The organism is Lysinibacillus sp. FSL K6-0057 (assembly GCF_038630885.1).
Taxonomy (GTDB): Bacteria; Bacillota; Bacilli; order Bacillales_A; family Planococcaceae; genus Lysinibacillus; species Lysinibacillus fusiformis_F.
The window spans coordinates 3141299-3156281 of record NZ_CP152047.1 but is presented as its reverse complement, the minus strand read 5'-3'; the positions used below and the strand labels follow the sequence as shown (position 1 = coordinate 3156281).

Annotated in this window: 12 protein-coding genes; 9 read left to right on the top strand and 3 right to left on the bottom strand. The window is 36.9% G+C overall.

Annotation, left to right across the window (positions count from 1 at the left end):
- Nucleotides 1-42 precede the first annotated feature (42 nt).
- From MHB40_RS15755 to MHB40_RS15745, 3 genes are all read left to right on the top strand, one after another.
- The gene (locus MHB40_RS15755) at nucleotides 43-1104 is read left to right on the top strand and encodes a beta-carotene 15,15'-monooxygenase (RefSeq protein WP_342532911.1); all 1062 of its coding nucleotides are present in this window, start codon (nucleotides 43-45) and stop codon (nucleotides 1102-1104) included.
- Nucleotides 1105-1490: 386 nt separating this feature from the next.
- The gene (locus MHB40_RS15750; protein ID WP_342532910.1) at nucleotides 1491-3158 is read left to right on the top strand and encodes an HD domain-containing phosphohydrolase; all 1668 of its coding nucleotides are present in this window, start codon (nucleotides 1491-1493) and stop codon (nucleotides 3156-3158) included.
- Between the two features lie 22 nt (nucleotides 3159-3180).
- Nucleotides 3181-8316: an ATP-binding protein gene (locus tag MHB40_RS15745; RefSeq protein WP_342532909.1), complete on the top strand. Its 5136-nt coding sequence runs from the start codon at nucleotides 3181-3183 to the stop codon at nucleotides 8314-8316.
- Between the two features lie 24 nt (nucleotides 8317-8340).
- Here the strand turns inward: MHB40_RS15745 and MHB40_RS15740 are convergent, their stop codons facing one another.
- Both MHB40_RS15740 and MHB40_RS15735 read right to left on the bottom strand, forming a co-directional pair.
- Nucleotides 8341-9039, bottom strand: coding sequence for a response regulator transcription factor (locus tag MHB40_RS15740; RefSeq protein WP_205444207.1), 699 nt, complete (start codon nucleotides 9037-9039; stop codon nucleotides 8341-8343).
- Nucleotides 9040-9219: 180 nt separating this feature from the next.
- Nucleotides 9220-9684 carry a hypothetical protein gene (locus tag MHB40_RS15735; protein ID WP_342532907.1) on the bottom strand — a complete coding sequence of 155 codons (465 nt, stop codon included), beginning with the start codon at nucleotides 9682-9684 and terminating at the stop codon, nucleotides 9220-9222.
- A 140-nt stretch (nucleotides 9685-9824) separates the two neighbouring features.
- On the opposite strand from MHB40_RS15735, the gene MHB40_RS15730 reads away from it, so the two are divergent.
- From MHB40_RS15730 to MHB40_RS15705, 6 genes are all read left to right on the top strand, one after another.
- Nucleotides 9825-10007, top strand: a complete 183-nt coding sequence (locus tag MHB40_RS15730) for a DUF4177 domain-containing protein (RefSeq protein WP_342532906.1) — start codon at nucleotides 9825-9827, stop codon at nucleotides 10005-10007.
- Between the two features lie 192 nt (nucleotides 10008-10199).
- Nucleotides 10200-10904, top strand: a complete 705-nt coding sequence (gene bioD / locus MHB40_RS15725; protein ID WP_342532904.1) for a dethiobiotin synthase — start codon at nucleotides 10200-10202, stop codon at nucleotides 10902-10904.
- Nucleotides 10885-12261, top strand: a complete 1377-nt coding sequence (gene bioA / locus MHB40_RS15720) for an adenosylmethionine--8-amino-7-oxononanoate transaminase (RefSeq protein ID WP_342532903.1) — start codon at nucleotides 10885-10887, stop codon at nucleotides 12259-12261. Before bioD ends, bioA begins: the two co-directional genes overlap by 20 nt.
- A complete protein-coding gene (locus MHB40_RS15715; RefSeq protein ID WP_342532902.1) occupies nucleotides 12254-12847 on the top strand; it encodes a biotin transporter BioY in 594 nt (197 codons plus the stop codon). Before bioA ends, MHB40_RS15715 begins: the two co-directional genes overlap by 8 nt.
- Nucleotides 12844-13839 (top strand): biotin synthase BioB, encoded by a 996-nt coding sequence (gene bioB, locus MHB40_RS15710; protein ID WP_205444198.1) that lies wholly within the window; start codon nucleotides 12844-12846, stop codon nucleotides 13837-13839. Before MHB40_RS15715 ends, bioB begins: the two co-directional genes overlap by 4 nt.
- Before the next feature lie 370 nt (nucleotides 13840-14209).
- Entirely contained in the window at nucleotides 14210-14332 is a 123-nt protein-coding gene (locus MHB40_RS15705; RefSeq protein WP_255358819.1) for a hypothetical protein, read from the top strand.
- Between the two features lie 42 nt (nucleotides 14333-14374).
- Here the strand turns inward: MHB40_RS15705 and MHB40_RS15700 are convergent, their stop codons facing one another.
- Entirely contained in the window at nucleotides 14375-14962 is a 588-nt protein-coding gene (locus MHB40_RS15700) for a LysE family transporter (protein ID WP_205444197.1), read from the bottom strand.
- Between the last annotated feature and the right edge of the window lie 21 nt (nucleotides 14963-14983).

Genomic DNA, 14983 nt, shown 5'->3' with positions numbered 1-14983 from the left:
GATATACAAGATTAACCATTTGGCATAAAGTAAAATTAATAGTTGAGAGGGGGCGTAGAGAATGATGGTCTAAAAAGTAAGCAAAATATATGGCTCGCCTTATTATTAGTGGTATTAGCGAGTAATTATACACTCTATAACACTGGGTTTGGCACATCTATTTTACCCATCGAAACAAATGGTGTTGTCATGGGGTCATTGATTGACTTTATTGTGGTAATACCCGTGTTATATATGCTTTATAAAGGTAAATTTTCATTAAAGCAGGCCATTCTATTAGCCGCAGCTGGCTGTATTGCTGCACGTTTTATCATCCCAATGGAACATCTTCAGCCTTATGTGGCTGTAACATGGGCTGGATTTGCGATTGAAGGGTCTATTATTCTATTAGAAATTGTTCTAGTGGCAACGCTTGTACGATACCTGCCAAAAATCCTAGGGGAAGTGCGTGGAAGCTCTTTGCCAGATCTCTTTTCATTTTCAAAGGCTGTAGAAAAACATGCACCCAAGCATCCAGTTATTCAGATGATTTGTGCGGATTTATTAGTGCTTTATTATGGTTTCGCGAGCTGGAGAAGACAAGAACGTCAAGGTTTAACATTGCATAAAAATTCGAGCTATATCGCTTTTCAGCTTATGATTATTCATGGGATTGCTATTGAAACGATTGGTATTCACTGGTGGCTACATGAAAAGTCAATGGTACTTTCCATTGTGTTGCTTATTATTAATATTTATTCAGTAATCTTCTTGCTTGCGGATATGCAGGCTATTCGTCTAAATCCTGTTTACGTAACAAATGATACATTGTACTTATCGCTTGGATTAATGAAACGCACTGAAATCCGTTTTGAGCATATTGCCGCAATCATTGAAGACAGGGAGCAATTAGAGGGGAAGTTATCAAAAGATACGATAGACTTTATAGCACGTGATTTTGGTGAGGCCTATCCACATTTCATTTTGAAAATGAAAGAGCCTGTGGAAGTAACGTTTATGTTAGGAATAAAGAAACGCTATAGTCAAGTAGCCATTAAAGCAGATCAGGCCCAAGAATTTAGACAAATGCTTGCACAAGGAATGGCAATGAGCCAACATGATTGAAAGCACTTATGATTGTCCTCTATATAAATAGCCAATGTTTTGTAAAAAGTATGATCAAAACGTTGGCTATTTTTTATTGATTGACTAGAAGAATTTACATAAAGAGACATTAATTTTGTTTGATGATCGTTAGGACTGCCTTTCTCCATAAATATATAACCATTATCATGGTGAAAATAGTTGGACTTTTAGTTCTTTTATTAGATTTTAATATAAATAGCCAATTCAAATAGCGTGCAACTTTTATTAGTTAACAAAGGTCATAGTTCTTCATAATAAAATGAATATTTTCTCATGTATTTATAAAAGTAATGAATACTATTTAACCTAATTTTAACCTTCGAATTTTATAGTTTTATTGTACTAAAATAGGAGGAGTGTTAATTTTGAAGGTAGTTCCAACAAAAATTGCTGATTTACAGGAGGGTTTTGTTTTAGGGAAAGATTTATATGTTGAAAATCGTATGCTCATGAAAAAGGGAAGTGTATTAACAGCACGTATTCTTACATTATTAAAAAACCGCAATGTTCAACAAGTATATATTGAAGTGCCAACAGACGAAGGGATCAATCAAATACAGTCTATTACAGAGCAACAGCAACAAAATCCTTTAGTATGTAGTGAATGGATTGAAATGCCTAAATTCCTGCAAGCACTCGCAGAGTTGAGCACAGAAAGACGATATGGCCATGCTTTAAAAAATATGGATGATATCGTATTTGTGCGTGACTTATTTGAAACGTATATGCAGAATCTAAACTATCGAAGGCTACTACTGACACTTAAAAAATATGATGAATATACCTTTATGCATGCGATTGATGTATTTACACTCGCTACCTTATTTGCGAAAAAAGAAGGTATTTCCCATTTAAAGCACTATGCATTAGGCTTTTTATTTCATGATATTGGTAAATTAAATATTCCCTATGAAATTTTATCGAAAGAGGAGAAGCTAACTGTAGAAGAATTTGCTACGATGCAGAAGCATACACAGTTTGGCTATGATATATTAAAGGAAATTGGACTTGAATCCATTGCCTTTTTGGCAAAGTTACATCATGAACGAATTGATGGCTCGGGATATCCAGAAGGATTAGCAGAAAATGAGATTCCAAAGGAAGTGTTACTACTACAGCTGATTGATATCTACTCGGCCGTCACGATGAATCGCCCCTATAAACAGGAAATAGGTGCTGCCGAAGCAATGGCGACGATCTATAAAGAAAAGCATTTATTAGACGAAAAGCTTTTGGCTAAATTTGTTGATTTTATTGGTATTTATCCAGAAAAGTCCATTGTCCTTTTGTCAGATGGAACGCATGCTTTAGTAGAGCATGTCAATAATATGTTCCCACTTCTTCCTACGGTTAGGAGATTAGATACGAATACGATTTTTGATTTGCCGGTAAATTTTCAACTAAAGATTGAGAAGCTTATTACATATTATGTGGAAACACCAGATCAATTGTTCCGAAAATTTTCTGAGTATTTAATAAAAGGCGAAGCACATTTAATGGAGAAATATTATCATAAGCTAATTGAACTCCATACAACTTCCGAATGCATCACAAAAATTTATATTCCCGTATACCAAATTTTTGATGTACTTAAAGAACAAGTAATGTTAGAAAATGTACGAGTAAAGTTAAGAGGATTATTAAACAAGACTATCCTTCAATTACGTAAAGGTTCGAAAACAAAGACCTCTGCCATCTTTCTAGTTGATCAAAATCTGCGAGCAAGTATTCCTTTCCTGTTACTAGAAGGTGTTTTCTATGTAAAGGAAATCTGTCCTATTATAATAGACACTACAACAAGTAAAGAGGAATTATTGAGAATTGCAGACTATTGTAAAGCGTCTGCTATCTGTTCATTTGAAGAGGAATATAACCCACTGATTGGTACAAACCGAAAATTGGAACTCTACCATATTACAACAAAGAAGTTAGATAGCCTGGTTTTTAGCTTTGCTGGATTATCAGTTAAACAAATGAATCTAAAGAAAGCATTGCAAAAATATAAAGCGGTTACAAAGATGATAAACAACTAGCAAAGAAGAGGAGAGATTGTGTGTGAATGATTGTATTCTTTTACTGTCTAGTCAAGATTGGCATCTACAGAGAATGTATATGAAGAAATTTAACAATCTGGTACTGGTAAAAAGTGTTCATCCTAATTCAGCAGAGACAAGAGCCAAACTACAATATGAGTTTTCCTTGTTTTCGAATGAGCAAAATCCTTGGCTATTAAAGCCGATTGCCATGGATTATATAGATGATCAATATGCGATCATCTATGAAAACTTTAATGGAGTCCCCTTAAAGCAATTCAGTAACAACTTGATTTCTTTGCATCAATTTCTACAGATTGCCATTGACCTTGTCAATATTTGTATGAAAATGCAACAAAGTGATTTACTCTACCTAAACCTACATCCTAATCAAATCTTAATCAATCCTAATTCTTTAAAAATAAAGCTACTAAGCTCTGAATTTAGTACAAAATATGATGTAGAATCTCCAGTTGTGATTGAAAATCCCTATGAACGACTAGAGCAGCTTCCCTATTATGCACCAGAGCAAACAGGCAGACTTCATTTAGAGGTGGACTATCGGACTGATTTATATGCACTGGGGATCATATTTTACGAAATTTTGGGTGGTCAATTACCTTTTCAAGCAAAGGATGCTGTGGATTTGATTTATGAAATCATCACAAAAAAACCAGAAGCATTGGTGAGTAGAGACAGTCATTATCATTCTTTAATTTGGGGAATTATTGAAAAGCTATTGGCTAAAAATCCAGCCGACCGTTATCAAAGTGCCATTGGTTTGAGAGAGGATTTGCTACATATCCAACAGAAACTTTTAGTAAACGAACCACTTGAAGATTTCCTGCTTGGTGAACAGGATTTGCATCTGAATATGGGACTGTCTACAAAGCTTTATGGGAGAGAATCGCAATTCGCAGAGCTTTCTTCTATTTTTCGTCAGGTTGCAAAAGGTGACAAAAAGATGGTTACTATTTCAGGACAAGCAGGATATGGAAAATCCAAGTTAGTTCAAGAACTAAAGGGTGAAATTGCGGCTGCAAAGGGCTATTTTATTACAACTAAGTATGAGCAGCTGCAATTAGAAAATGACTATACCATTGTAATCCATCCTTTAAGGAGTTTATTGAAATATATTTATATGGAGGGTGAAAAGTCTGTCCATTTATGGAAAAAATTATTTCAAGAGGTTAAATTAGTTGTGACAGATGAACTTATCCATCTATTACCTGAACTCAAATGGTTTGTGAAGGAGGAAGTACGCTTCCAAAAAGAAGTTCGCCAAAATACAAAACAGCTCCATTCCTATACGTTTATATCGATTCAAAAAATTTTATTAACATTTGCTATGCAAAAGAAACCCGTTATATGGTTTGTAGATGATTTGCATTGGGCCAATCAAAATACGATTGACATTATGATCCAAATTTTTGAGCAACACCGAGCAGGATACTTTATGATGATTGGTACATTTCGAGTGAATGAGGACAGTACAGAGGAGGAAAATCAGCAAAGAACCACTAATTTTTTTAACGGTCATCAAATCCATTTATCCTTGCTTCAGGAACAACATGTTCAACAGTGGTTAGAGGCGTCTTTCAATGCAAAGCCTCATACCATACAGGTCATTGCCAAGCAATTATTTAATTTGACCAAAGGGAATCCGTTATTTGTGAAAGAAGCGTTTCGTTCACTCCAGCAAGATAACACAATTTATTTTAGTGCAACAACAAAAGAATGGGAGTTTAATCGTAAGAAATTTAATTTATCCCGCTTAAATAACGAGCTACTTGCCTTTATTGAAACGAGAATGGCTAATTTAACAACAGAAGCCCATGAGATTTTACGAATTGTAGCATGTTTCGGTCAGCGCTTTGAATTTACAGATGTCTTAAAGCTTGTGTCCTTATCAGCCCAAGCGCTATTAAAACACCTGGAAACACTTGTCGAAAATGGCTTTATTATTCCGTTAGATGCCCATTATAAATGGGCGAGTACGTTAGAGCATGAAGGGATTTTACATACATTTTCGACGAAATTCCAATTTGTCCACGATCGTATTCAACAAGTAGCTTATCAGGATTTACCAGGGCAATTGCGTGCAAAATTCCATTATCAAATTGGCCAGCTTTTAACAGAGGGCTCTCAAATGGTTGCAGATCATGATCGCTTAAGCGAAATCGTCATGCATTTCAATTACAGTCGACACTTATTGACTGGGGAAGAAAAGCAAAAGTTGGCTATATGGAATTATCAACTTGGTATTGAAGCTAAAAGAATAGGGCTATTTGATAATGCGCTAAAATTTTTTACAACCAGTAAAGAACTATTGATGCCTGATCATTGGGGGACTAGGAGAGAACAGTCCGTTAAATTATATGCTAATTTAGGTGAATGTGAATATATAACTGGCCACTATGAACAATCGGAAACGCATTTAACAGAAGCTTTGCAGCATTCGGAGACAGTGTTAGAAAAGCTAATGATTAACAATTTAAAAACGGTATTATACATCGAGTCTGATAATCCAACTATCGGCCTAGAAGCAGGCTTGGCAGGTTTACAAGTTGCAAATGTGAAAATTTCCGCATTTCCGAAAAAGTCACAGCTTCTAAAAGAGTATCTATTGTTGAAATTTGCATTGCGACATATGTCTGACCAAGATTTATTGCAGCATCCCCCAACGAATAGTAAAGAAATTGATATTTTGATTCATTTAATTGTTAATATGACGGCAAGTGCTTTCCTATTAAATCCTAACTTGACAGGCATTCTTTTGATGAAAGGGCTGCGTCTACAGTTGAAGTATGGTGCTACATCGAAAAGCGGTATGGTATTGATTAACTATGCGCTGCTTTTAAATGCGGGTTTTGCCAATATAAAAGAAGCCACTCGCTTTGGAAAACTTGCCATCATTGTTGCAGATACGCAAGAAAGTATGTATATCAAGGGACATACCTATTATGTGTATGGTGTGTTTATCAGTCATTGGACAGAGCCCTATGAAGCCAGTATTCAATACATCAACGAAGCTCAAGCAAAAAGCCAAGAGCTCGGCTTATATCATTTAGTATCCTCAGCATCCTGCTTTATAGTCGCGATACGACTTATTCAAGGTGTTTCCCTAGAGGATTTACAGCAGGAAATTAGACGACAACAAGAGGAATTTTCTGTTCATGCAAGTACCTTATCGATTGACTTTTTAGCCGAAATGGGGAGATGGGTGAATATCCTCCGCTCGCCACACCATCCTGTACAATGGGCTTATCCCATCACAATACAGAATCAGCCTGCTATTAAAATGATGCATTATTCAGTACGTTTACAAATGTCATTTTTATTAGGGGATGAAGAGCAAGGGAAAGCGATTCTGACAGAATTAAAGGAGCTAAGTAAGGAAACCTATACATTACCAATCACCACAGTTTATTATTTTTATCGTGCCATGTGGCAATTTCATTTTCTGCATCGCCAAAATGGTCAGGTACAAGAGCAGAGGTTGTTTTTAGCGGACATACGTCAAAGCCTAAAGAAATTTAAGAAATGGGCGATGTATTCTTCAGAGAATTATGAGCACCTCTATGCTTTATTAATGGCGGAGAATTCCCGTTTCAACAACAACGACAAAGACGCTGAGCTCTATTATGACCGAGCAATACAATTAGCAAGAATGAACGGTTTTGTCCAGGATACAGCACTAGCATATGAGCGAGCGGCAAATTATTATCTCAGAAAACAGCAAGAGAAAACGGCAAGACATTATATACTAAGTGGTATTCAAAATATTGAAACATGGGGAGCCGAAACAGTTGCTAGAAGATGGGCAAGAGACTATCAAGTGCATCGTCAACAGGAGAGTCAGAGTAGAGAATCACTCACGTTTGATATGATGACGGTTTTTGAGACGACGCAATCTTTTGCAACAGCCATTCGTATGGAAGATTTACTGCATAAAATATTGTTTTCTCTGTTAAAGCATGTAGGAGCAGATAGTGGCTATTTTATTCATAAACAGCAGCAGCAATTATTGGTGTTAGCAAAGGCGGAAGCTGCGGAAAAAACATTTACTATGTATGATCAACAAAGAATGGAGAATTTTAATGCTAATATGCAATCGATTATACGCTATGTTCTTAATAGTAAAGAGCATGTGATTATCGACAATGCACAAAAAACGCAGCATCCTCATTGTTCCTATTCAACGGCTAAATCTATTCTTTGTCTACCGATTATCCATCAAAATGAAATTATTTCGATATTGTATTTTGAGCATACATTAATGACGAATGCCTTCCATCCATCTCATGTTCAGTTATTGAAAGTGATCGCTGCTCAAATTGCCGTTTCTTTTGAGAATGCGCAAATATATGGAGATTTAGAAAAACGTGTTCAGTTACGTACTAAGGAGTTAGATGAGACGAATCGGCATTTGACAAAAATGAATGAACGTTTAGAAAAAAATGAACTGGAACGTAAAAAACTCTTGCATAGTATTTCCCATGAATTACGCTCCCCGTTAACCTCGACATTAGGGTATATAGAATTAATGCTAGAGGGTGTGATCGTAGATGCAGTGGCCAGAGAGAAATATTTAATAAGAAGTAAGGAACGGCTACTAGCATTAAATAGCTTAATACAAGATTTGTTTGATTTAGCGAATCTAGAAGCTGGTAGAGCAGAATTTTCTTTTACAGAGGTACAGGCGAAGGAATTATTTCTGCAAATGGCATCCCGTTATGAGGATGAAGTGAAACAATCAGGATTAACCTACAGTGCGCACTTTTATGGTCAGGAAGAAGCTCAGCTACTGATTGATAAAACGCGAATCAATCAAGTGATTGAAAATATCATGACCAATGCAATGAAATATACATCAAGTGGTGGCATTCAATTGTCCATACATGTAGAGGACAAGCATTTGATATGTTCGATAGCTGATAGTGGCATTGGTATTGCTGAGAGTGATCTTCCCTTTATTTTCGACAGCTATTATCGAGCAACTAACATCCATGAAGCACATTCACATGGCATTGGCTTAGCTGTCTGTAAACAAATTGTTCACCAGCACAATGGCGAGATTTTTGTTGAAAGTCTTGAAAATGAAGGAAGCATATTTAGCTTTACATTACCACTAGTTAAGGTATTGGTGAAAAATTAACAAGGGGTGGTGAGCGTTTTCTTCCTACTCACCACTCTCTTTTTTATAGACGAATTGGTAGCCAAAACCTCTCACTGTTTGAATCCATTTCGGTTTTGAGGGGATATCTTCAATTTTACGACGAAGAGTACTTATATGGACAGATACGGTTTTCAAATCAGTGACACCATCATAGCCCCAAACATGATCAATGAGTTGATCAACACTGATCACTTGATTTGCATGCTCAATTAGAAAAAAGAGGAGCAGCTTCTCCTTCGTAAATAAATTTACAAGCTGACCATCCTTATAAACATTTTTCTCATCTAAATGGATGGACAAATTATCAATATGTACAATATTACTTTTCTTTGATGGGTTTCTTCTTTTTAAATTTGCTTGGATACGGGCCAATAATTCTTTTGGAATAAATGGCTTTGTCATATAATCATCTGCACCAACCTCAAAGCCCTCAAGCTTCTGTTCGATTAGATGATTGACGGTCACAAAAATGATAATGGCATCCGACACATCACGGATTTTTTTGGCTAACTCGAAGCCTGTACCATCTGGTAAATTAACATCTAACAAGATTAAATCAGGTTGTTGCGTGACAGCGAGATGCCAGCCACTGGATAGAGTGGATGCCTTTACTACGCTATAGTTAGCATTAGCTAGCGTAAGCGATAAAACCTCCATAATATCTATATCATCTTCCACTATTAAAATTTTCTCGTTCGACATATCTATCAATCACCTTCCTCTTTTAAATATACCAACTTTCGTCTAGGATGGGAAAGAGAAGGCTTAGGACTTGCGTGATTTTAAAATCTGCAATCATCCGTAGGTCAAAGTAATCATGTAGGTTTGCTATAAATGAACAAAGACTTCAATTTCCCACTAGAAAATGAAGTCTCCAAGAAATTAATCGAGGTGTGCGATAGCATTGAGTAGATCATCACGTATGGCCGCCCAAAATTGCTGTTGAACAGTATCACTGTAAGTATAAAGCTCTTTATGCTGAATATGATCATAGATAGCAGCAATATCTTCTTGATGAAAAGAGAGCCGATGGTTTAATACCTCTCGTTCTTCTTCAATACAAAACAGTTTATAAATATCGGAGAGGCGCTCAAACTTTGCTAATTTTTGTGTCATCGTTTCATATTGTATTTGATGAAAACGTCCTACCGCAGAAGTCATGGAAATTTTTGCTCGATGCTCTGCTTGTAATGTGCGAAACTCCTCCTGAAAAATGGCCACACGATACCAAAATTCATAACGATGCGGTAATTCTCTTAGTTCATAGGTAAGTAATGCTTTTAAAATTGAATGTACTTGTTCATATGTATCGATGATCTTTTCTGGTTCTTTAAAAATGCCAAACATACTACCACCCCCATGTAGTTTAATACTACGAGTGAAGATTAAAATCCTTTAAAATCTTCATAATAATCGATAGGGAGAACTGACTAATTATTGAAACCCTGCCTAAGTAGTTACATAAAGATTTACAAGGGGGTGAGTCAATGTATGAAGATAAATTTGTACAAATACATTTAGGTAGCTTTTTTCAGGAAGCTACACATCAGCAAACAATCGAAGAATACGCTAAGCAAGGTTGGCGTTTAGTGCAAGTATTGCCGATTGCCTATAATGGACATGGAAAACCAACAGACTATGAAATCATTTTTGAGAGATTAATAGAATGACTATTAAGGAACGCTAGATTCTTGCCATAAATGGTGGGAGTTTAGTGTTTTCTTATTTTAATACATAATTTGCTGTTTTTATTAAGAAAAATAGTGTATTCAGAAAAATATAGAAATAGCATTTACAAAACAAAAATATATGTGTTAACTTAAATAGTGTTAATGGTTAACTTAAAAAGGGGGAGGTTAACAATGCAACATTTTTGGGTTGTCGGTACAGATACGGATGTTGGGAAAACAATTGTCACCACAATGTTGATGTGTCATTTACAAAAACAAGGTTTGAAAGTTTCACCATACAAGCCTGTGCAAACAGGAGAGCTATACGAAAATGGTCGTGGCTATTATCACGATACAGCCATGTATGAAAAGTATTCCTTACAAAAGCTTCAACAAGAGCACCTCAATAGCTATTCATTTAGAGAAGCTGCATCACCACATTTTGCTGCGCAACTGGAGGGGCAGCAAATTGATGTCAAAGAGCTATTATTGCGTATTCAATTATTACAAGCATCCTATGATGTCGTGATATGTGAGGGAGCGGGTGGACTCTTTGTTCCATTTACTGCTCCAAATGGTATGACATTGCTTGATGTCATCATCAGTAGCAAGCTGCCAGTAGTGCTTGTCACAAGGACTTCCCTTGGGACGATCAATCACACATTGTTAACAATGGAGGCTTTGCGCTCTCGTCAAATCGACATTCTTGGCATAGTGTTTAATGGAGACACGGGCAGCAGCATGGAACAAGATAATATAAAAACAATTTTACAGTACCATCCTGTGCCCTATGCGATTATTCCACAGCTACAGGATCTATCACAGCTAATGGATTATGCCATGACACATACCACACTGTTTGAAAGGCTTTTTAACTATGAAACAAGCATTAACTGATTTACAGGTAAGAGATTTACGTCATGTTTGGCATCCATGCTCACAAATGAAGGACTATGAAGCATTTCCACCAATCGTCATAAAAAAGGGGCAGGGCGTATGGCTTTATGATGAGCATAATCAGCGTTATTTGGATGCTGTATCATCTTGGTGGGTTAATTTATTTGGCCATGCCAATCCGCGCATTAGCCAAGCTTTAAGTGAGCAAGCATTTACATTAGAGCATACGATCTTTGCTAATTTTACACATGAACCAGCCATACAGTTAGCTGAAAAATTAACAGCGCTAGCACCCAAGGGATTACATAAAGTCTTTTTTGCCGATAATGGCTCATCTGCTATTGAAGTTGCACTGAAAATGAGCTTTCAATACCATATGCAGACGGGGAAACCAGCAAAAAAGCGCTTTCTCGCCTTGACGGATGCCTATCATGGAGAAACTATTGGTGCTTTATCCATAGGAGGGGTAGGGCTTTACAATGAAGTTTACCAGCCTCTGTTATTAGATACTGTTCGTGCTAAAGGGCCAGATTGCTTCCGCTGTCCATTTCAGGAAGATCCAGCAAGCTGTAATGCACCATGTAGTCAATTTGTTGAGGAACAACTTCAAGCGTATCATGAGGAAATTACGGCAGTTATTATTGAACCATTAATTCAGGCTGCAGCAGGTATGAAAATGTACCCGCCTGTCTATTTACAGCGCTTACGGGCGTTGTGCTCACATTATGATGTGCACCTCATTGCAGATGAAATTGCTGTAGGTTTTGGTCGGACTGGTACATTATTTGCCTGTCAACAAGCGGACATCATGCCAGATTTTATGTGTTTATCAAAGGGTCTAACAGGTGGTTATTTACCATTATCTGTTGTCTTAACAACAGAGCAAATCTATCAAGCTTTTTATGATGATTACGGAACAATGAAGGCTTTTTTACATTCGCATAGCTATTCAGGCAATACATTAGCCTGTCGTGTGGCACTTGAAGTGTTAACGATGTTTGAAGAGGAACAAGTGATGGAGATGATTCAGCACAAGGGACAACGCATGCGAGCGTTAGCCATGGAAGCTTTTCGTAATATGCCTTATGTGGGTGAATACCGGCAAGTTGGTTTAGTGGGAGCGATTGAACTTGTAGCGAATCAATGGACAAAGGAAGCGTTCGCTAGTGAGGAACGTATCGGTTATCAAATTTATCAACGGGCTTTAACAAAAGGCTTACTAATCAGACCGCTCGGCAATGTTTTGTATTTTATGCCACCTTATATTATTTCTGAAGAGGAAATGGCATTTATGATTCAGACAACGAAAGAGACAATCGAACAATTTTTCCAGGACAGGGGGGCTCAGGTTGGTTAAGCGTCATCAGACATTAGCACTTGTCATGATCGCCATGTTTGCTGCTCTAACAGCGATCGGAGCGTTTATTAAAATCCCATTGCCTGTCGTACCTTTTACATTACAAATTGTTTTTGTATTTTTAGCAGGATGTTTGCTGGGTAGTCGGAATGGTTTTTATAGTCAACTTGTCTATATCGGTGTGGGATTAGTAGGATTGCCCGTTTTTACACAGGGTGGTGGTATCACGTATGTCTTACAGCCAACATTTGGTTATCTGATTGGCTTTGCCATAGCAGCCTATGTAATTGGATTCATCATTGAAAGGATAGAGACACCAACGAAAAAGCATTTTATTGCGGTAACGATTATAGGGCTGGTCATTATTTATGCTGTGGCCGTTCCTTATTTATATGTAGCATTGAATTTCTGGTTAGATATGAAATCAAGCTGGTCACATGTTTTGGTTGTCGGCTTTTTAAGTAGTATTGTCGCTGATTTTTGCTTAGCTATCACATCCGCGCTATTAGCTGAGCGATTGTATAAAGTATTTCAGTCGGCAAGAAATGTGAAATTTTCACGCGTAGAGGGGGAGAATGTAATATGAATTATTACCAACTAGCTCAAGAAGTAATTGCTGGCAAAATCATTAGCAATGAAGAGGCACTTGCCATATTAAATAGCGAGGATGATGCGCTATTACAGCTTATGGATGGTGCTTTTACGATTCGTCGGCATTATTATGGGAAAAAAGTAAAATTGAATATGATTATGAACGCCAAAAGCGGTTATTGCCCGGAGGATTGTGGCTATTGCTCCCAGTCCTCTAAATCAACGGCTCCTATTGAAAAATATCCCTTTATTACAAAAGAGGAAATTTTAGCAGGTGCCAAACGAGCGTTTGACAATAAGATTGGGACATATTGTATTGTAGCCAGTGGTCGAGGGCCAACACGTAAGGATGTCAATGTCGTGAGTGAGGCAGTTACTGAAATTAAAGAAAAATATGGCTTGAAGGTTTGTGCCTGTCTTGGCTTATTAAAAGAAGAACAGGCCCAGCAATTAAAGGAAGCGGGGGTGGATCGTTACAATCATAATTTAAATACATCTGAACGTCATCATTCCTTCATCACGACCTCACATACATATGAGGATCGTGTCAATACGGTGGAGATCGTGAAAAAGCATGGAATTTCACCTTGCTCTGGTGCCATTATTGGGATGAAGGAAACGAAGGAGGATGTTGTCAATATAGCGCGCGCCCTCCATCAATTAGACGCGGATTCTATTCCTGTAAACTTTTTAAATGCAATTGATGGGACAAAGCTAGAAGGAACAAAGGACTTAAACCCACGCTATTGTTTAAAGGTTTTAGCGTTATTCCGCTACCTCAATCCTACAAAGGAAATCCGTATTTCGGGTGGTCGTGAAATCAATTTAGGCTCGCTTCAGCCACTTGGTCTCTATGCTGCTAATAGTATTTTTGTAGGCGATTATTTAACAACAGCAGGACAAGAAGCGAATAGTGACTATCGCATGTTGGAGGATTTAGGTTTCGAGATTGAATTAACGCAAAAGCAAGAAGAAGTATTATGTTAAGCTTATGAAATAAAAATCTACTACTACAGCAAAACCGTACTTTTGTACGGTTTTTTGCTGTAAGCGGATAGAAATTGAAAAGTGGTGGTTAGGCAGCGAAAAATAGTGGATAAAAATTAAAAAGTAACGGATAGGCCTGACATCACTGGCTGTTTATATACCTATAAAATCAAGGTTTTCACAAATTGTTCAATGAAAGCGTTTTGAAATTGAACAGTTTGTGAAGACCTTCACATAAAGCTTTCTTTTTGAAAAAATCAGCGTAAAATAAGTATCAAGTAAGGAATTGTTATAAAACAGTTGACGAGACGTATCATAAATTTTGGTGGTTGTTATATTACAAAAATAATGAATGAAGGGAGCTTTTCATATGTGGGTTATTACAGTTTTTGATAAGAAGGATGTTCGAATTTTTGAGTATACGAACAAAAATGAGGCAACAGAAGCTTTAGCAAAATTCAAGAAAAATGCCGTTTTAACGTATACAAAATAAGTTGCTGACGAAGCAGCCCTCTACCGACAGAGGGCTGTTTTTTTAATGTACAACAATCGAAACAGCACTGTACAGTAATAAAAGTGCCATGATGATGTTAAACGGTTGTCGATATTGCTGTAGAACCTTTTGAAAAACGGAGCCACATAACGCCCAACTAAATGTACTGATTACACCTACTAGAGCTAAAAATAAAGAGAAAAGGAGATAGCTTATGTAGGATGAGTAGTAGGGTAGGATGTAAGTTGCGACAACAGTAAGACCAAATAAAATACCTTTTGGGTTAATAAATTGAACGAACGTGCCTACAAAAAATAGGTTTCGTTTTTCTTCTTCGTTGTCGTGATCCTCTAATTCTTTGCTTGTTAAAATTTTATAAGCCAGGTACAGCATATAGCCTACACCAAATATGGTTAAGGGTAATTTAATGGCAGGCAAGATGTTTAACATGACCGTGTTAAAAAAGCTACTCAGACCAATAATGATGAAAAAACCAATCCCTACGCCTAAACAGAATGGAATCGTTTTCGATAAGCCATATTGTTTAGCAAAAACCATCGCCATAAAATTATTAGGGCCAGGTGTAAAACTTGTAATGATGATAAATAGTAAAAAGGAAAATACAGGCAAATCAATCACCTCTTTCAAGTT